16 protein-coding genes are annotated in these 17,855 nt (G+C 71.8%); 6 read left to right on the top strand and 10 right to left on the bottom strand.

Translation table 11 applies throughout. The features are described 5' to 3' along the window. The coding region (locus VQ02_RS19535) for a LysR family transcriptional regulator (RefSeq protein ID WP_048445880.1) at positions 1-676 on the bottom strand (676 nt) is incomplete at its 3' end. 145 nt (positions 677-821) lie between these two features. Here VQ02_RS19535 and VQ02_RS19530 point away from each other — a divergent pair. After that, positions 822-1,151, top strand: a complete 330-nt coding sequence (locus VQ02_RS19530; RefSeq protein ID WP_048445879.1) for a DUF1127 domain-containing protein — start codon at positions 822-824, stop codon at positions 1,149-1,151. Between the two features lie 96 nt (positions 1,152-1,247). Here VQ02_RS19530 and VQ02_RS19525 read toward each other — a convergent pair whose 3' ends face one another. From VQ02_RS19525 to VQ02_RS19515, 3 genes are all read right to left on the bottom strand, one after another. Beyond that, entirely contained in the window at positions 1,248-2,483 is a 1,236-nt protein-coding gene (locus tag VQ02_RS19525; protein ID WP_053080447.1) for a cytochrome P450, read from the bottom strand. Between the two features lie 501 nt (positions 2,484-2,984). Continuing rightward, a complete protein-coding gene (locus tag VQ02_RS19520) occupies positions 2,985-4,394 on the bottom strand; it encodes an MATE family efflux transporter (RefSeq protein ID WP_048445877.1) in 1,410 nt (469 codons plus the stop codon). Then, positions 4,387-6,246, bottom strand: a complete 1,860-nt coding sequence (locus VQ02_RS19515; protein WP_048445876.1) for a monovalent cation:proton antiporter-2 (CPA2) family protein — start codon at positions 6,244-6,246, stop codon at positions 4,387-4,389. The genes VQ02_RS19520 and VQ02_RS19515 overlap by 8 nt, the downstream gene beginning before the upstream one ends. Positions 6,247-6,475: 229 nt before the next feature. On the opposite strand from VQ02_RS19515, the gene ispH reads away from it, so the two are divergent. Both ispH and VQ02_RS19505 read left to right on the top strand, forming a co-directional pair. Beyond that, positions 6,476-7,477, top strand: a complete 1,002-nt coding sequence (gene ispH, locus VQ02_RS19510; protein ID WP_048445875.1) for a 4-hydroxy-3-methylbut-2-enyl diphosphate reductase — start codon at positions 6,476-6,478, stop codon at positions 7,475-7,477. 126 nt (positions 7,478-7,603) lie between these two features. After that, complete coding sequence (locus VQ02_RS19505; RefSeq protein ID WP_048445874.1) at positions 7,604-8,581, top strand: homoserine kinase; 978 nt, start codon at positions 7,604-7,606, stop codon at positions 8,579-8,581. A gap of 169 nt (positions 8,582-8,750) precedes the next feature. Here the strand turns inward: VQ02_RS19505 and VQ02_RS19500 are convergent, their stop codons facing one another. The 6 genes from VQ02_RS19500 to VQ02_RS19475 form a co-directional block, all read right to left on the bottom strand. After that, positions 8,751-9,455 (bottom strand): SHOCT domain-containing protein, encoded by a 705-nt coding sequence (locus VQ02_RS19500; protein ID WP_048445873.1) that lies wholly within the window; start codon positions 9,453-9,455, stop codon positions 8,751-8,753. A 72-nt stretch (positions 9,456-9,527) separates the two neighbouring features. Continuing rightward, a complete protein-coding gene (locus VQ02_RS19495; protein WP_157080710.1) occupies positions 9,528-11,324 on the bottom strand; it encodes a metallophosphoesterase in 1,797 nt (598 codons plus the stop codon). A 32-nt stretch (positions 11,325-11,356) separates the two neighbouring features. Further along, entirely contained in the window at positions 11,357-12,556 is a 1,200-nt protein-coding gene (locus VQ02_RS19490) for a glycosyltransferase family 61 protein (protein ID WP_167350771.1), read from the bottom strand. Between the two features lie 53 nt (positions 12,557-12,609). Beyond that, complete coding sequence (locus tag VQ02_RS19485) at positions 12,610-14,133, bottom strand: sensor histidine kinase (protein WP_425339912.1); 1,524 nt, start codon at positions 14,131-14,133, stop codon at positions 12,610-12,612. Further along, positions 14,130-14,807, bottom strand: coding sequence for a response regulator transcription factor (locus VQ02_RS19480; protein WP_048445872.1), 678 nt, complete (start codon positions 14,805-14,807; stop codon positions 14,130-14,132). The genes VQ02_RS19485 and VQ02_RS19480 overlap by 4 nt, the downstream gene beginning before the upstream one ends. Before the next feature lie 66 nt (positions 14,808-14,873). Beyond that, a complete protein-coding gene (locus VQ02_RS19475) occupies positions 14,874-15,251 on the bottom strand; it encodes a PepSY domain-containing protein (protein WP_048445871.1) in 378 nt (125 codons plus the stop codon). 213 nt (positions 15,252-15,464) lie between these two features. Here VQ02_RS19475 and VQ02_RS37310 point away from each other — a divergent pair, with 213 nt between their 5' ends. From VQ02_RS37310 to VQ02_RS19460, 3 genes are all read left to right on the top strand, one after another. Next, positions 15,465-15,872 (top strand): hypothetical protein, encoded by a 408-nt coding sequence (locus tag VQ02_RS37310; protein WP_053080443.1) that lies wholly within the window; start codon positions 15,465-15,467, stop codon positions 15,870-15,872. A gap of 112 nt (positions 15,873-15,984) precedes the next feature. After that, entirely contained in the window at positions 15,985-16,752 is a 768-nt protein-coding gene (locus VQ02_RS19465) for a trypsin-like serine protease (RefSeq protein WP_048445870.1), read from the top strand. Positions 16,753-16,887: 135 nt separating this feature from the next. Further along, positions 16,888-17,769, top strand: coding sequence for a S1 family peptidase (locus VQ02_RS19460; RefSeq protein ID WP_048445869.1), 882 nt, complete (start codon positions 16,888-16,890; stop codon positions 17,767-17,769). Positions 17,770-17,855: the final 86 nt, after the last annotated feature.

The raw sequence follows: 17,855 nt of genomic DNA, 5'->3' as shown, positions 1-17,855 counted from the left end.
GCCCCGCCAGCACCGCGGCGCCGACCGCGGTCGAGTTCCAGCTCACGAACAGGATCCGGCTCTGGCGCCCGCCGCGTTCCAGCGCCTCGAGGGCGGCCCGGCGCCAGTTGCAGTCCGGCCGGCCGAGGGCGAGGGGCACCGGCTGCTCGGCGTGCACGGCGTGGCGGCTCGAGGTGACCCAGAGCAGGGCCTCGGTGCGGACCGTCTCGACGTTTCTGCGCCCCTTGGCCTCGGTGACGATGGCGAGGTCGATGTCGCCGTCGGCGATCCGCGCGGCCAGCATGTCGGTGGGCTCGCACACCACCGTGACCTCGGCCCGGGGATGGGCGCGGGCGAAGCGCCCGAGGATCTCCGGCAGGTAGCGGTCGGCGTAGTCGTCCGGCAGGCCGAGGCGCACCCGGCCGGCGAGGTCGCCCTCGTCGAAGGTCGCCAGGCACTCGGTCTGCAGCCGCACGATGCGCCGGGCGTAGTCGAGCAGGCGCTCGCCGTCGTCGGTCAGACGCAGGCCGCGGCCGGCCTTGGCGAAGATCTCCCGCCCGACCCGCTCCTCCAGCCGCTTCATCTGCATCGAGACGGCGGATTGCGTCTTGTGGACGAGCTCCGCCGCCCGGGTAAAGGAGCCGCTCTCGGCGATCGCCACCAGGGTCCGGAGCTGGTCGATGTCGAGGGGGTGCACCAGGCTGCTCCGTCATCAATCTCCGTGATGTGACACATCTCAAGCATTCGCTCAACGCATCGGCCGAGCGGGGCTATGACGACGCAGCGGAAGAGCGCTGCCGGCACGTGACGAGGTTCGCCGAAAGCTCCCGCCGGAGACCACGATGACGATCAGCTTTGCCCCCTTCGGTGTCCTCTCGCTGGCGCTCGGCTTCGGCCGCAAGGCCGCGCAGATCGTGGCCCGGATCGTCACCCTGTGGATCAACCGCCGCGCCGCCTACCGCCTGGCCGAACTCGACGACCGGGCGCTCAAGGACATCGGCCTCACCCGCAACGATGTGGAGGGCGTGCTCGACCTGCCGTTCCGGCAGGATCCGACCGTGCCGCTGGTGCATCGACGTCGCGCCCGGCGCCAGCCCCCGCCGCCGGCCATGACCGTGCGCCTCGCCGCCCGGGACGGTCGGCCGGTGGAGGGGAGGGCGTGGGAGGCGTGACGGCCTCCCGCGATCCCTGATCGACCTGCCCTGCCGAACGGAAGCGCAGGATCCTCTCTCCCGCACGGGAGAGGGGATCGTCAAGTCTGCTGGTTCCTACGCCGTCGTGGGCCACGACACCGGCAGCTCGTCGACGCGGCGGATCGCGGCCGATCCACGCACGGTCAGCGGCCGATCGAGGCGCAGGTCGGGGAGCCGGCGCGTGAGCGCCCGCAAGCCTTCCTCCAGCTCGATGCGGGCCAGGGCCTCGCCGAGGCAGCGGTGCACGCCGCCACCGAACACCACGTGCCAGCGCGGATGGTCGGTCCGGCGGATGTCGAAGACATCCGGGTCCGCGTAGAGGGCCGGATCGCGCATCGCGGAGAGCGTCGAGATCGACAGCAGCGCGCCCGCGGGCAGTACGGCGCCCTCCAGGGGGATCTCGGCGAGCGTGAAGCGCGGGAACGACCCGACCGCCGGCTCGAAGCGCAAAGCCTCGGCCACCGCGCCCGGGATCAGCGCCTCGTCGCGGCAGACCGCCTCCCATTGGGCCCGGTGCGCGAGCAGGAGGCCGGTCTGGATCGCGAGCGCCGCGCGCGTGGTGTCGCTGCCCGCCAGGATCAGGGAGACGATCTGCATGCGCATCTCCGCTGCCGATTCCGGATCGCCCTCGTCGATCGACGGCAGCAGGGCGGAGATCAGATCGTCCCGCGGGGCGCGGCGGCGTTCCGCCACGAGGTCTTCGACGTAGCCGATGAGCCGGCGCGCCGCCTCGTCGCTCTCGGGGAGGTCCTCGGGTCCCCAGGCCGAGGTGAGGGCGCGGGACATCGCGTAGACCCATCGGGTGAAGTCCGGCACGTCGCGCTCGGGCAGGCCTAGGATCAGCGCGATCGCCCGGGCGGGGAGAGCGGCGGCATAGTCGGCCAGCAGGTTCATCCTGCCGCGCGGCCCGTGCTCGGCCACGAGCGCCTCGGCGAGATCGCGAATGCGCGGGCGCAGGGCTGCCACGACCTGGAACGCGAAGGTCCGGGCGATCGGCGCGCGCCGGCGCCGGTGGACCTCGCCGTTGGACAGGAGCACGGTCTGCCGGAAGAACTCGAACAGCGGCCCCGACGTGATGCCGCGCATCCGCGCGAACTCCGTCTCCACCTGCCGCGTGCGCGGATCCGTGACGAGGGCCTGGACGTCGCTGGCCCGCAGCAGCATGACGACGCCGTCGTCGGTCCGGATGCAGGGCACGGTCGCGCGATAGCGCGCGAGCACGGCATGGGGATCGGCCTCCAGGACGGCGCGCGGCACGACCACGAGGTCCGTCGGCGTCCCCTCTGCGGCCGCGTGCGTGGATGTGGCCATCATCGCCCTCCTGCGTTCGAACCGGCCGGCATCATGGACCGGAGCGAGCCGGATTTCAGCGTGCCCTTTCGCCTGACGGATCTTTCCATACGAATTGAGGCGGAGGGATCGGAAGGTGATCCGTCCATCACGCATGATCATGGGACGCTGAGTAAGGCAACCATCTATATTGTGAAAACTCAAAATTTTAACATAAATCACTTCTATTTTAGGGATTTCATCATATTTAATATATTTAATCAGCATAATAAATATTCAGAAATTTTTGAAAATTTTAGTATCAAATAAAATTCAATTCTAAAATCTTTAGACTTAAGAGTAAAAATTTGTGATGTCGATATATTATCAAATGCATGAAGATTCTACATTGCTTATAATCTTACCACGACGATAAATCATGAATATAATTGACACGCTCGTAAAATATCAACAAGTGAAATATAAATAATATAATATGCGCGAAATAATCTGCATGACGCTGATATGCCTAATCCATAAAATTCAAGACACAGGTCTCTCGACTGTCTGCCTCCCATCTGCCTCAAGGCCTGCCACCGCTTCCCGCCGCTCCAGCACCCCCACCACCCGGAACGCCAGCGCCAACCCCATCACCCCGAACAGCGCCGAACCGATCCCCATGCCGGCCATCGCCCCCTCCGGCCCGGCGAGGTGGGCGCCGAGAAGCGCCGGCGGCATGGTGCCCAGCGTCGCCCGGCCCCAGTTGAGGGCGCTCGCGGCGAGCGGGAAGCCGAGGTTGTTGAACGAGGCGTTGCCGAGGAAGAGCAGCCCGTTGAAGAACCAGATCGCCCCGCCGGCGAGGCAGAAGAAGCCGAGGAGGTCGGCGCCCGCGCCCTCGAGGCCGAACAGGGCGGTGAGCGGCCCGCGGCCGAGGAACAGGGCGAGCCAGACCACCGCGACGTAGAGGCCGGTCACCAGGGCGGCGTCGCGCAAGGCGGCGCGCATCCGGTCGAAACGGCCGGCGCCCCAGTTCTGGCCGAGGATCGGCCCGACGGCGCCGGAGAGCGCGAACAGGCCGCCGAAGGCCACCGGGACCACCCGGTCGACCACGGCGTTGCCGGCGACCGTCGCGGTGCCGAACCCCGCCATGACGTGGGCGAGGAAGGCGCTCGCCACCGGCGGCGCCAGGTTGGTGAGCACCGTCGGGAGCGCGACGCGCAGGATCGGCCCGGCGTCGGCGAGGATAGCGGCGGCGTCCGGCCGCGCCACCATGTTGTGGACGCTCACCGCGCCGGAATACCCCACCCAGGCGAAGGCGAGGCGGGCCAGGACCACGGTGATCGCCGCTCCCTCGATCCCGAGCCCGAGGCCGAAGATCAGCACCGGGTCGAGCACGGCCGTCACGGCGGCGCCGGCGAGCGTCACCATCATGGCGCGCCGCGCGTCGCCGATCGCCCGCAGCACGCCGGAGAACCCCATGCCGATCGCCATCAGCATCGTCGAGGGCAGGGCGATCCAGAGAAAGGTGCGGGCCGCCGGCACGGTCTCGGGGCCCGCGCCGATCAGCCTCAGGGCAGGGTCGAGGAGCGGCAGCAGGAGCGCCGTCACGGCGGCGGAGCCGGCCACCGACAGCACCAGGGCGGAGGCGGCGAGCCGCCGCGCCTGCCCGACATCGCCGCGGCCGAGCGCCCGCGAGACCAGGGCGCCGACCGCGATCATCATCCCGATATTGATCGAGACGGCGAAGATCTGGACGATGGTGGCGAAGCCCACCGCCGCGGTCAGGGTCGGGTCGCCGAGGCGGGCGATGTAGAGCAGCGACAGGAGGTCCACGACGAAGATCGCCATCAGGCCGACCGAGCCGGTCGCGCCCATCACCACGACGTGGCGCAGGGTCGAGCCGGTGACGAAATGGGCGGACGGTGCGGTCCCGGCCGGGCGCGCCTCACCCATCGACGCCGGCCCGCTCGCGGGCGATGATGTCCTCGGTCTCGGCGGTGAGCGCGTGCGAGGCGTGCAGGGGCGCGGTCAGGGGCTCCGGCTTGATCCGCACCAGGCTGCGCAGGGGATCGGCCCGGTCGAGGGGCTCGCCGGCCTGCTGCAGCACCAGCCGGGCGAGGTCGCGCTTGCGCACGTCGTCGACCGTCCGGGCCGCCTCCTCGGGGGTGAGACCCAGCGCCTCCAGGGTGGCGCGCCCGAAGGCGAGGGCCGATTCGAAGGTCTCGCGGATCTGGTAGTCGACGTCCCGGCCCATCGCCTCGATCGCCTGCACCCGGTCGAACACCCGCACGTAGGTGCGGGCGGCGGGGAACTCGGCGTGGATGAGGTCGACGATCTTCAGGGTCGCCTCCGGGTCGTCGATGCAGATGCAGACCACCTCCGCCTTGCCGGCGCCGGAGGAGCGCAGCACGTCGAGGCGGGTGCCGTCGCCGTAATAGACGCGGAAGCCGAAGCGGGCGGCGCTGCGGATCTGCTCCACGTCCTTGTCGATCACCGTGACGCTCAGGCCCTGCGCCAGCAGCACCTGGTTGAGGATGTGGCCGAACCGCCCGAAGCCGATCACCAGCACCCGCGCCTCGGCGTCCTCGATCACCTCGAGGGGCGGCTCGAGGGGCGCGGTGGCCCGCCGGGAGAGCGCCGCGTCGAGGGCCTTGGCGCCGATCGGCCCGATCAGCATCGTGATGGCGGCGAGCGCGATGGCGAGGCGCCCGGCGGGGCCGTCGACGAGGCCGAGCTCCTGCCCGACCGGCAGCAGCACGAAGGCGAACTCGCCCGCCGGGGCCAGCACGGCGGCGCCCCTCAGCGCGTCGAGCCAGGGCGAGCCGAACAGCCGGAAGAGCGCCGCCACCAGCCCGGCCTTGATCAGGATCGCCGCCACCGTCGCGGCCGTCAGGCCGAGCCAGTGCTGGGCCACCAGGCTGAGGTCGATCGACATGCCGACGCTCATGAAGAACAGGCCGAGCAGCATGCCGCGGAATGGCTCGATGTCGGCCTCGAGCTGGTGGCGGAAGTTCGACTCGGCGAGGAGCAGGCCGGCGAGGAACGCCCCCATCGCCATCGAGAGCCCGACCTCCTCCATCAGCAGCGCGGTGCCGAGCACCACCAGCAGCGCCGCCGCCGTCATCACCTCGCGGGCGCCGCTCGCGGCGAGCAGGCGGAAGAACGGGTTGAGGCCGTAGCGGCCGACCAGCACCACCCCGATCACCGCCGCGACCGCGAGGCCCGCCGATTGCAGCGCGGTGCCGAGCCAGGCCTCGCCGCCCTCGCCCGTGCCGGTCTGGGCGATCAGCGGCAGGAGGGCGAGGATGCCGACGATCGACAGGTCCTGGAACAGCAGCACCGCGAAGGCGCGCTGGCCGTAAGGGGAGGCGAGGTCGCGGCGCTCCTCGAGGAGCTGGAGCGCCACCGCGGTGGCTGAGAGGGCGAGCGCGATGCCGATCACCGTCGCGGCGCCCCAAGACAGGCCGGTGAGGATCCCCAAGCCCCCGAGCGCCAGGGCGCAGAGCCCGAGCTGGAGCGTGCCCAGCCCCAGGATGTCCCGCCGGAGCGAGATCAGGCGCGAGATCTCCAGCTCCAGCCCGACGATGAACAAGAGGAGCACCACCCCGAGCTCCGAGACGCTGCGGGCGGTCTCCGGCTCGGTGATGAGCGACAGGCCGGACGGCCCGATCACGACGCCGGCCACGAGGTAGCCGAGCACCGCGCTCTGCCCGAGGAGGCGGAAGATCGGCACGCCGATCACCGCGGCGGACAGGAAGGTCAGGACCGGCGGCAGGAAGCTGGCGTGGTCGGCGGCGGTCGCCATCGGGCGGGGGTCTCCCGGATTCGAGGTCGCTCGGAGCCACTCCCTTAACCCGAACCGGGCCTGCGGGCGATGCCGGCGCGGCCGTCCCGCTCATGCGCGACTCTCGATGCCTGCTCGCGGGCGTCGCATGACTCTCGGGCGTCCTGTCGCTCGCGCGCGCTATTGATCGCCACGATTGCGTGGCACAATAGGTTGACAGGGGCCGCCCCGCCTCGCCACATCCCGGATCATGAGCGCCTCCGTGAACCAGACCGACGCCGGTGCCGCCGCGCCCGCGAAGCCGCCCCTCGAGATCCTCCTCTGCGCCCCGCGGGGCTTCTGCGCCGGCGTGGTGCGGGCCATCGACGTGGTCGAGCGCGCACTGGCGCTCTACGGGCCGCCCGTCTACGTGCGGCACGAGATCGTGCACAACAAGTACGTGGTGGAGAGCCTGAAGCGCAAAGGCGCCGTCTTCGTCGCCGAGCTCGACGAGGTGCCGGACGGCAAGGCCCCGGTGATCTTCTCCGCCCACGGCGTGGCCAAGACCGTGCCGCAGAACGCGGTTGCCCGCGGGCTGACCACCATCGACGCGACCTGCCCGCTGGTGACCAAGGTCCACCGCGAGGCCGAGATCCACCACAAGCGCGGCCGCCACGTGCTGCTCGTCGGCCATTCCGGCCACCCCGAGGTCGTCGGCACCATGGGCCAGCTGCCCAAGGGCTCGATCACCCTGGTGGAGGACGTCGAGCAGATCGAGGCGCTCGAGCCCGAGAACCGCGACAACCTCGCCTGGGTGACCCAGACGACGCTCTCGGTCGACGACACCCGCCACGTCGTCGAGGCGCTCAAGCGCAAGTTCCCGACGATCGTCGGCCCGCACAAGGACGACATCTGCTACGCCACCACCAACCGCCAGGAGGCGGTGAAGCAGGTGGCGCCCCTCGTCGACGCGCTGATCGTCGTCGGCTCCTCGAACTCCTCGAACTCGCAGCGCCTGCGCGAGGTCGCCGAGCGGGTCGGCTGCCCGATCACCCGGCTCGTCAACCGCGCCGAGGACGTCGACTGGGAGGCCTTCTCCAACATCCGGCGGCTCGGCCTCACCGCCGGCGCCTCGGCTCCCGAGGTGCTGGTGGAGGAGATTATCGACGCCTTCGCGACCCGCTACGAGGTCACGGTCGACACCGTCTCGACCACGACCGAGGACATGGTCTTCCCGCTGCCGCGCGAGCTGCGCAGCGAGGCGGCGGAGTAGGCGGCGCGCCTCTTCCGTCACCGGCAGACATCTGGCGCGGGGAACCCCTCTCCCACACGGGAGAGGGGTTCCCCGCGCTTGAGCCCTCCATCTCTTCGTTTCACCGTATAGAAAAGCAGAACGGCCGTGGCGGTCTACACCGAGGTTCCGGACGAGGCGCTCGCCGCCTTTCTCGCCGCCTACGACATCGGCGATCTCACCTCCTACAAGGGTATCGCCGAGGGGGTGGAGAACACCAACTTCATCCTGCACACCACCACCGGCTCCTACATCCTGACGCTCTACGAGAAGCGGGTGGCGGAGGGCGACCTGCCGTTCTTCCTCGGCCTGATGGAGCACCTGGCCGCCAACGGCCTCGCCTGCCCGCAGCCGATCCGCACCCGCGACGGTGCCACCCTGGGCAGGCTCTGCGGCAGGCCCGCCGTGATCGTCTCGTTCCTGGAAGGCGTGTCGGTGCGCCGCCCGGGCGTGCGGCACTGCCGGGCGCTCGGCGCCGCGCTCGCCGGCCTGCACGCCGCCGGGGCCGACTTCCCGATGCGGCGGCCGAACGCCCTCTCGGTCGCGGGCTGGCGCCCGCTCTTCGAGGCCGCCGAAGCCCAGGCCGACCGCGTCGCCCCGGGCCTCGCCGCCCGCACCCGCGACGACCTCGCGCTCCTCGAGGCCTCCTGGCCGCGGGACCTGCCCGGCGGCGTCATCCACGCCGACCTGTTCACCGACAACGTGTTCTTCCTCGGCGACGACGTCTCGGGCCTGATCGACTTCTACTTCGCCTGCACCGACGCCTTCGCGTACGACCTGGCGATCTGCCTCAACGCCTGGTGCTTCGAGGCGGACTACGCCTTCAACCGCACCAAGGGCCAGGCGATGATCGCCGCGTACCAGGCCGTGCGCCCGCTCGAACCCCGCGAGATCGCGGCGCTGCCCCTGCTCTGCCGCGGCGCGGCCCTGCGCTTCATGCTGACGCGCCTCGTCGACTGGCTCAACGTGCCGCCCGGCGCCCTGGTGAAGCCGAAGGACCCGCTCGAATACGACCGCAGGCTCGCCTTCCACCGGCGGGTCGCAGCGGCGGAGGAGTATGGCTGGAGCCCTGTTTCTCCGGCGTGAGCCGCGTCATCCGTCAACGCTGATTGATCACGCCCGTTCGCGTTGGTGCGGTGGAGGCGCCGCCGCAGCTCGGCGCTCGAACCGCCTATGATGTCAACTCTGACAACGCGATGCCGGCTGCGCGTGGCTCCTGGCGACGATGATCTGGCGTGTATTCGGCTGCATGCCCTCACAACCGCGCCAGCAGCTCCGTCTTCTTCGCGGCGAACTCCGCCTCGGTGAGCACACCCTTGCGGTGCAGCTCCGACAGCCGCTCGATCGTCGCCAGCACGTCCCCGGTCGGCGCGGCGGCCTGATGATCCGGAGCGGCCGGCGCCCGCGGCGGCACGGCCCCGGGGGCCGGGCTCGCGTCCCGTGCCGGCCCGTCCACCACCGGGAGCGCGTCCAGGGGCACCGGGCCGTGCTGGCTGGTGAAGCTCAGGGAACGGCTCGCGCCCTGCTGCTGCGAGACGCCGCCGATCCGGTGGTCGCCGGTGTCGTAGAGCGTCACGCGGCCGCCGGTCTCGATCGCGAGGCGGCGGGCCTCGGGGAAGACCGCATAGCGCGCGTCGTTCTGCGAGCCGGCGGTGGCCGGGTCGCCCAGGCCCTCGGGCCACCAGGCCCCGCCGGAGCCCCGGTCCGTTCCCGGCACCGGCATCGCGGCGGCGAGCGGCGCCAGCTCCTCGCACAGGGCCACGACCCGGGCCTTGAGGCCGCTGTTGAACATGTCGCCGATCATCGTCATGCCGCCGGCGGTCCACTGGCCCATCCCGCCGAGATCGGGATGGTTGAACTGCGCCATCCGGCCATGGCCGCGGGCGAGGACATCAAGGAGGTGGCGGGCGGCATCAGGGCTGACGCCGTGGCGGGCGGCGATCGCGTCGAGGTCGGGCATGATGTGGGACGCTCCAGAGCAGGGAAGGACTTAGCGCAGTCGCTCCCGAACGGGAAACCGCGGGCGAACCGGTCAGCGTTCCGGGCTCGGTGGCGGCGTGCCCGGCAGGTCGGCCTTCAGGCTGTCGGGGTCAACCGCGAGGTCGGCCGCTGGCACCGCCGCGGCGTTCACCGTCACCGGCCGCTCGATCAGGCGCGGAGGGAAGCCCTGCGCGGGCGGCGCGTAGAGGGATGGGCGATCAGGCGTCGGGGTCTGGCGACGCCACTCGCCCCGGGCCGGCACCCTGTCGAGGCCGACGGCATGGACCGTCACCGTGTCGCCGGCGATGCGAAGCCGCAGGAAATGCCGGTCTGTGTCCAGGCGCAGGGCGCTGAACGCGTCGTTGTGGTTGAGGTCGAGGAAGCGGGCGGTGAGCCAGAGAAAGACGCCGAACAGCGTGCCGCCGACGAGCCAGCCCGCCAGGAAGAACGGCGGCAGCACGCCCAGGAACCGGCCCCAGCCCGCCCCGGCGCCGCCCGGCGGGTAGCCCGCCACCCGCAGGCAGAGGGCTGCGACCGCCAGGATCGCCGCCGCGTGCACGGCCGCGTGCGCCAGAGCGGCCAGGGTGGCCCGCCCCTTCCGGACGGTCTCCTGGCCCCGGAAATAGGCGGCGAGACCGGTGGAGAGGACGAGCCAGATCAGGAGGCCCGTGTCGAGGCGCATCCGGGCGAAGGCCCAGGCGCCGAGAATCGCGTAGATCCCGCCGAGCAGGGCGGCGAAGCCCGGGTTGCGGAATGCGAATCGCAGGTTCTCCCGCAGGAGGCTCCGGCTTCGCTCGAGCGATGGGTAGCGGGTCTTGAGGGTGAGGGTGTCGTGCTCCTCGCGCAGCCAGGGCATCCGGATCGTCTCGTCGAGGCCCTGCGTGCCGTGCAGGAAGGCGCCGCCGCCGCCGGAGGTGATGAACTGGGTGTCGAACGAGCTCTCGTAGCGGGCGTAGTGGTGCGTGTCGCCGGACAGGACCAGGACAATCCGCAGGTTGCGCGAGCCCTTGCTCTCGTCTTTGCCTTCGGTGGCGTTGGCGATGATCTGGGCGGCGTAGTGCAGGCTGCGGAAGGCGCCCTGCTTCTCGTCCTCGTACCAGCCGGGCTTGGCCGTGCACAGGATGATCTTCGCGCCCGGCCGCATCGCCTGGGCGATCTCGACGAAGTAGTCGGCCTGCGGCTGGTCCATGCTCTCCGACAAGGCGATGTCGATGCCCCAGATCCACCAGTCGTCGCCGAGGTCGAGGGCGAAGTAGCTCCGGCGCTGCGGCGTGCGCCAGTGGCCGACCGCCGTCGGCTTCGAGCGGCAGAACCGGGCCATGAACGCGACCAGGCCGTCGTACCAGTCGTGGTTGCCCGGGACGAGGAAGAGCTGAGGGTTCGGGCCTGGGCTGCCGTCGGGCAGAGCGAGAGCGTAGGGCTCGATCAGCCGGGTGCGGTACTCCTCCATGCCGGAAGCCGGGTAGACCTGATCGCCGCCCATCACCAGCAGACTGCCCCGGGGCAGCGTCACGCTGCCTCCCGGCAGGGTTCCGTCCTCGACCGTGAGGCCGGGCTGCGCCAGATGGTAGGCGATCGCGTAGGTGGCGTCGAAACCGTCGCCGAGGTCGGAGACATAGTCGATCCAGCGGGCGCCGTCGGGATCGGGCGGCACCGCCTGCGACAGGTCGGTCCGTTTCCGGTGCGTCTCCGGCGAGGCCGGATCCAGGGCTGCGACGATCAGGCGGTGATCGGCGTACTTCCCGAAAATTCCGCTGACGATCGTCTGCAGCAGCAGCCGGATCAGCAGGCCTGGATCGAACCAGGAGGTCATTCCCGGGTATTGCGTCAGCTTGGGATCAGGCGGCATGGCGGGCGGATTCGCGCGATCGTCGACTGCCTCTATCCTCCGCTCGACTTCGCGCCGGCGTCAAGCCGGCCTCGGCCGAATCCCGGCCATGCGCCGCGCAGGCGCGCCAGCGGGGCGGGCAGCCGTCCGGGCCGGCGCGGCAGGGGTGGGATCGTGGGAGCGAGGTGCCAGGAGCCCGGATCGGCCCGCAGGTCGTGCTCCCGCAGGTCGTCGATCCGGGCGATCTTGTCGAGGAGCTCGGCGGCCACCCGCTCCGGATCCCGCAGGATGAAGTTGACGGTAAAGCCGTCGCCGACGTGGCTGCTGGTCCCGACCGGGTAGTAGTAATGCGCCTCGGTGCCGGTGATGAGGTCGATCAGCCGGTAGGTCGCGCTCACCTTGAGCCGGTCGGAGAGCGCGATCACCCGCCGGCCCGGCGGCGCGAACATCAGCGTGTGGAAGGCCGAGCCGTTGGCGCCGAGGATCACCCGGTGGCGGGCGAAGAGGCGCACCTGCTCGGGGAAGCTCAGGAGCTCGGGATGGACGATCCGCACTCCGTGCCGCTCGAGCACCGCCGTGATCGCCTCCTCGTTGGCGAAGCGCCGCACGCCCCCGGTCAGGCGGGCCTTCGAGAGGTAGACCGGCTGCGGGTCGGCATCGACCTCCTCCGCGGCGTAGTAGTCGCGCCCGATCGCCTGGCACAGCTCGGCGAAGACCGGGTAGGCGTAGTCGTCCTGCTGCAACGCCGCCTGGGGCACCAGGAGGGTTCGGATCCGCATCGGCCGGTCGAACGCGGTGAGGTCCGTCATGCTCAAGCCCAGCCGGCCCAGGATCTCCGGGACGAACGGGGCGTTGCGCCAATCCGCGTGGAACCCCACCCCGTGGCAGAGCAGCGTCGGGCGCAGCATCCGCCGGTCGAGGTCCGGGAGGCCGAGGTTCAGCAGGGGCCAGAACCGCGCCAGGGTGTTGACGATGAAGTGGCCGTAATGCGGGTGGATGGCGCCGACGTAGAGGTAGGTGCCCTCCGGCGCCTCCTCGGTCACCGCGCCCTGGTCCTCCGGCCACGCCGTTGCCTGCCAGGTCGGCGTGCGGTCGCCGCTGTGGTGGTCGAGGGATTCGTGCACCATCCGGCGCGCGTCGTCGAAGATCACCGGGATCTTGCCGCTGCGGGGGTCGTGCGTGAGGTACTGGGCGTTCTCGACCAGGCGCAGGGACGGCCGGCCCTCGAGGATCCGGGCATGCCCGAAAAACATCTCGCTCCGCTGCAGGATCATGCCGGACTGGGGTTCCCGTCGCCCGCGCAGGCTCACGCCTGCGCCGCCGGGCTCGCATCCCCCGGCACCTCGATCACTGCCCTTAAGCCGCCGAGTGCGGCCGCGTCGAGGCGCAGGCGGCCGCGATACAGGGCGGCGAGGTCCGACACGATGGAGAGGCCGAGGCCGGAGCCGGGCTTGGTCTCGTCGAGGCGCCGGCCGCGCTCGAGCACCGCGGCCCGGGCCTCCGGCGGCAGGCCCGGCCCGTCATCCTCCACCGTGACGATGAGGTGCGGGTACTCGCCCTGGCCGATCACCTCGGCGCGGATCGAGACCCGGGAATGGGCCCACTTGGCGGCGTTGTCGACGAGGTTGCCGATCATCTCCTCGAAGTCCTGGCGCTCGCCGCGGAAGCGCAGGCCCGGGGTGACGCTGGTGTCGAAGGTCAGGTTCTTGTCGTAGAAGATCTTGCCGAAGGTGCGCACCAGGGCCGCCACCACCGGCTCGACGTCGGTGAAGGTGCCGAGCGCGCCGGCCAAAGCCGCGGCGCGGGCCCGGTCGAGGTGGTAGTTCACCTGGTCGCGCATCACCGCGGCCTGCTCGCGCACCTTGACGGCGAGCTCGCTGTTGGCGTCCCCCGCCGAGGCCTCGTTGACGATGATGCTCAACGGGGTCTTCAGCGCGTGGGCGAGGTTGCCGACCTGGGTGCGGGCCCGCTCCAGGATCTCCCGGTTGGTCTCGAGGAGCAGGTTCACCTCGCCGGCGAGCGGCGCGATGTCCCGCGGGTACTGCCCCGAGATGCGGTCCGCCTCGCCGCGCCGGATCGCGCCCAGCGCCGCCCGGAGCTTGATCAGCGGGGCGAGGCCGAAGCGGATCTGCAGCAGGGTGGTCAGGCCGAGAGAGAGGCCGAGCAGCGAGAAGGTGGTGGTGAGCGCGAAGGTGAAGCGCCGCATGTCGGCGGCGATCTCGTCGGAGGGGCCGGCGACCCGCACGACGTAGCGGCCCTCCTCGCCGAGGTCGACGGTGCGCTCGACGATCCGCAGCGGCCGGTCGTCCTGCGCCTTGCCGTAGCCCTTGCGCAGCTGCCCGGCCCCGGCCTCGCCGACCGCGTTGTCGGGGGGCTGGAGCGGCACGCCGACGAGGGAGCGCGAGGTGCGCAGGTCCCGCGGCCGGGCGTTCGGCCGGCCGACCTGCCAGTACCAGCCCGACAAGGGCAGGTCGAAGCGCGGGTCGCCGAGCGCCCCGAAGCTGCGCGCCTCCGAATCCGACGGCGAGACGAGGTTGGTGGCCAAGTCGTTGGCGTAGACCAGCAGCCGGCTGTCGAAGGCCCGCTCGGTGGTCTCGCGGTAGAGGGTCGAGAGGATCAGCCCGGCGATGAGCAGGATCAGGGCGCTCGCCAGGAGCGACGAGACCGCCAGGCGCACCGCGATCGAGCGCTTGCGCCAGGGCCGCCAGCTCCACGGCAGCCAGGCCCAGGGCCGGCGGCGGGGGGAGGCGAGGGCGACGCCGCCAAGGCCCGTCTCGGCCGGCGCCTCGCCGGCTTGGTCGAGGCGGGCGCCCCGCCCGGGACCGGTCACGTCGGCGATCCGCCGGCGCCCGGATCGATGAGGTAGCCCAGGCCGCGCACGGTCTGGATCAGGTCGACCGCGAGCTTCTTGCGCAGGCGCCCGACGAAGACCTCGATGGTGTTCGAGTCGCGGTCGAAGTCCTGGTCGTAGAGGTGCTCGGTCAGCTCGGCCCGGGAGACCACCCGGCCGGTATGGTGCATCAGGTAGGAGAGCAGCCGGTACTCGTGCGAGGTGAGCTTGACTGGGCTGCCGTCGACGAAGACGCGGCCGGAGCGGGTGTCGAGCACCACCGGGCCGACGCTGATCTGGCTGGTGGCGTGGCCGGCGGTGCGGCGCAGGAGGGCCCGCACCCGGGCCAGCAGCTCCTCCATGTGGAACGGCTTGGTGACGTAGTCGTCGGCCCCGGCGTCGAAGCCGTTGACCTTGTCGCTCCAGCGGTCGCGGGCGGTGAGGATGATGACCGGCGTCTTCACCTGCGCCCGGCGCCAGCCCGACAGCACCGAGACGCCGTCCGCCTTCGGCAGGCCCATGTCGAGGATGATGCAGTCGTAGGGCTCGGTCTCGCCCAGGAAGGCGCCCTCCTCGCCGTCGAACGCCTTGTCGACGGCGTAGCCGGCCTCCTCCAGGGCGCCCACGACCTGCCGGTTGAGATCCCGGTCATCCTCGACCACGAGCAGACGCACGGCCCGAACCCCTCGCTCAAACCCGTCCTGCGCCCGCCGCCGGCCCCGGATCGCCGCTGCCGGAGATCACCACTGGCCGGAGACTTGCCCGGACCGGGCATCCACCATCACGTGCACGAACTGGCCGTCCTTGCGCAAGGCCGTCAGCATGTAGACCAGCACCTCGTCCCGGCGGCAGAGGTTGGCCCGCACGATGTCGGCCCGTGGCACGGCCGCGCGGGCGGCGCGGATCGCCGCCACCGGCTCGACCACGCGCTTCTCCGCCACGGCCTCCCGCAGGTCGCCGGAGGAGAGGCAGGTCTGGGTCGTTTCCGCGGCCTTGACCGGCCGGGCCGGCACCGCCCCGGTGGCGGTCTCGTCCCGCTCCTCCGCGGCCGCGAGCCAGCCCGTCGCGCCGGCGAGGCCGACGAGGGCAGGGAGCAGGAGGAGGGCGAGCTGGCGCATGCCGGGGACCATCGGCGTCGGGCACTGAATGCACCCTGAATACGCGGGAGGGCCGGCCTCGAGCGGCCCGGACGCGGTCACGACGTCGTGTTCCGGCGGGGCGGGACGTGGCCCGCACGGCACGGGTGAACCGACGCGGCCTCTCGCCCGTTATGGTTAAGGCTGCGCTAACCGCGCCGCCCGACCCTGCCGGCCACCAGCCAGGGAGATCCCATGCGCGCCGCCGCGTTCCCGCTCCTCGCCGCCGCGTGGCTCCTCGCCGGCCCGACTCTCGCCCAGGACGAGGCGTCCGCGCCCGAGGCTTCCGCGTCCTTGGCCGCCGAGGCAGCGGCCGGTCCCCTGGTGCTGCGCATCCGTCCCCGGGACGCGGCGCCGGAGGAGGGGGCCGGCACCGACGCGGCGGAAGCGGCACGCGAGGCGGAGGCGACGCGCCTGGCGGCCCTCGCCCGCGCCACTGCCGCCCGGGAAGCCTTCGAGGCGCGGATCACCGCGCGGGCCAACCGGGCGATCGCCTCGGTGTGTACCGGCTGCCTCGGCCCCGTGCCGCCATCGCTCGCCATGACACCGCCGGTCGCGCAGGCCGCGCCGGTGCCCGCCGCGCTCGCGATGACGGGGCCCTGATCCCGGGGACGCGCTCCCCTTGCCCAACTCGCCGCCCTCGCCTCGCCGCCCTGGACCTGGCGCTCCCGATCGGGCAGGCAGGGCCTCCGGCCCCGCTTCGTCGTGAGCAACCGTGTCCCGCTTCCTGAAGCCCCGCCTCCTGGCCCCCTGCCTCGCCATCCTGCTCCTCGCCTCCGGCCCGGCCCGGGCGGTGGTCGGCGGCGTCGAGGCGCCGGAGGCCGCCCTCGCCCGCTCCAGCGTGATGGTGCTCTCGTCCCGGGGCGGGGTCTGCACCGGCATCGTGCTGGCGCGGGACGTGGTGCTCACCGCCGCGCATTGCGCCGCCGGCGGGGCCGAGCACCGGGTGCATTACCGCGACGAGTCCGGGGCGCCGGTGCTCGTGGGGCTCGCCGCCCGGGCGGTGCATCCGGGCTACGATGCCGGCGCCATCGCGGGGCGGCGGCGCTCGATCGACCTCGCGCTCCTGCGCACCGAGACCCCCCTGCCGGCGCGGTTCGCCCCCGCCTCCCTGACGGAGGCGGCCGCCCCGGCCGGCACAGCCCTCACCCTCGGCGGCTACGGCGTGGCGCGGCCGGGCGACCACCGCAGCACCGGAACCTTCAGGACCGTGACCCTGCCGGTGGTGGAGCCCTACGGCCCGAGCCGCATCCTGGTCTGGCTCAAGGGGCCGGCGGCGGCCGGGGCCTGCGAGGGCGATTCGGGCGGCCCGATCGCCGGTGCGGCCGGCGCAGGTGCGGGCGTCCTGGCGGTGGCCACCTGGGCGAGCGGGTCCGGGGCTAAGGCCTGCGGCGGTTTCTCCCAGGGCGTGCTGGTCGGGCCGCAGCGGGCCTGGATCGCCCGCGTGACGGCCGGCTGGGGCGCCGAGGCGCGCTGGGAATGAGGCTCCTCCCGGGACCGCTCCGGCCGCGTCCGGTCACGGCTTCGTTTACGGTACGGCCCGGTGCCGGTGCGGAACCTCACAGGCCGCGCGAGACTTCACTTGTCGAGCGTGGCCGCACGCTTCTAGGTTGATCGCATGCACGTCTCCTCGCCCCGCCTCCGTTCCGTCTTGCGCCCCCTCTTGGCCGCCCTCGCGGTGGCCGCGCCCCTCGGCCTGTGGAGCGGCGCCGCCGGCGCCGTGGTCCGGGGCGAGGTGACCCGCGACCCCGACGGCCTGCGCGGCTCGGTGGTGCGGATCGAGAGCACCACCGGCGAGATGTGCTCCGGCTCGCTCATCGCCTCCGACCTCGTGCTCACGGCGGCCCACTGCGTGATGCGCAAGGCCGGCTACTGGGTGGTCGTCGTCGACCGGGGCTTCCGCCAGCGGCGCCTGCGAGCGGTGGCGGCGGCGATGCACCCGGACTTCGTGCCCGGCACCACGCCCGAGACGCAGCCCGGCACCGACCTCGCCATCCTGAAGCTCAGCGAGCGCCTCGGCCCCGACTTCCGCCCCCTCGACCCGCGCTACGGCGGCGACATCGCGGCGGGGGACAACGTGGCGATCGCCGGCTACGGCGTGGTGGCGGAGAACCGCCGCAGCACCGCCCGGGTGCTGCGCCAAGCCCGCCTCGTCTCCCTCGGCGAGCTCCAGGTGGCCAACACCGTCACGGTGGTGGCGGACAGCAACAGCCTCGCCGAGACCGCCGGCGCCGGCGCCTGCCTCGGCGATTCCGGCGGTCCCATCCTGCGCGGCGGTCCCGGCGGCTACCAGCTCGTCGGCGTGGTGAGCTGGTCGAGCGGCGCCGCCCAGCAGGGCCGCGTCCGCACCGCCTGCGGCGGCTTCACCGCCGTGACGCCGATCGCCCAGCACGCGAGCTGGATCAACGCCCGGGCCGCCGAGCTCTCCCGTTTCGAGCCCGGCGAGCCGATGCCGGTCGGCGCCCGCTCGAACCGGGCGGACTGGACCGGAGGGCGGTAGGCCGACAGGGCAATCGGGTGAAGTGTCATGGGGCAACGAGCCTGACGAGGTAGTCGTCGTCCCAGCCTGCGGTTTTGAGGGCGAGG

Origin of the sequence: Methylobacterium variabile (assembly GCF_001043975.1) — a bacterium.
GTDB lineage: Bacteria > Pseudomonadota > Alphaproteobacteria > Rhizobiales > Beijerinckiaceae > Methylobacterium > Methylobacterium variabile.
This window is presented reverse-complemented; position numbering and strand designations above follow the sequence as displayed.

Coding starts and splice junctions, on each gene's coding strand:
- VQ02_RS19525 (WP_053080447.1), bottom strand. CDS start 2,483: ATGGCCACATCCACGCACGCGGCCGCAGAGGGGACGCCGACGGACCTC.
- VQ02_RS19490 (WP_167350771.1), bottom strand. CDS start 12,556: ATGTTTTTCGGGCATGCCCGGATCCTCGAGGGCCGGCCGTCCCTGCGC.
- VQ02_RS19495 (WP_157080710.1), bottom strand. CDS start 11,324: ATGCCGCCTGATCCCAAGCTGACGCAATACCCGGGAATGACCTCCTGG.
- VQ02_RS19475 (WP_048445871.1), bottom strand. CDS start 15,251: ATGCGCCAGCTCGCCCTCCTCCTGCTCCCTGCCCTCGTCGGCCTCGCC.
- VQ02_RS19515 (WP_048445876.1), bottom strand. CDS start 6,246: ATGGCGACCGCCGCCGACCACGCCAGCTTCCTGCCGCCGGTCCTGACC.
- VQ02_RS19520 (WP_048445877.1), bottom strand. CDS start 4,394: ATGGGTGAGGCGCGCCCGGCCGGGACCGCACCGTCCGCCCATTTCGTC.
- VQ02_RS37310 (WP_053080443.1), top strand. CDS start 15,465: ATGCGCGCCGCCGCGTTCCCGCTCCTCGCCGCCGCGTGGCTCCTCGCC.
- VQ02_RS19530 (WP_048445879.1), top strand. CDS start 822: ATGACGATCAGCTTTGCCCCCTTCGGTGTCCTCTCGCTGGCGCTCGGC.
- VQ02_RS19500 (WP_048445873.1), bottom strand. CDS start 9,455: ATGCCCGACCTCGACGCGATCGCCGCCCGCCACGGCGTCAGCCCTGAT.
- VQ02_RS19460 (WP_048445869.1), top strand. CDS start 16,888: ATGCACGTCTCCTCGCCCCGCCTCCGTTCCGTCTTGCGCCCCCTCTTG.
- ispH (WP_048445875.1), top strand. CDS start 6,476: ATGAGCGCCTCCGTGAACCAGACCGACGCCGGTGCCGCCGCGCCCGCG.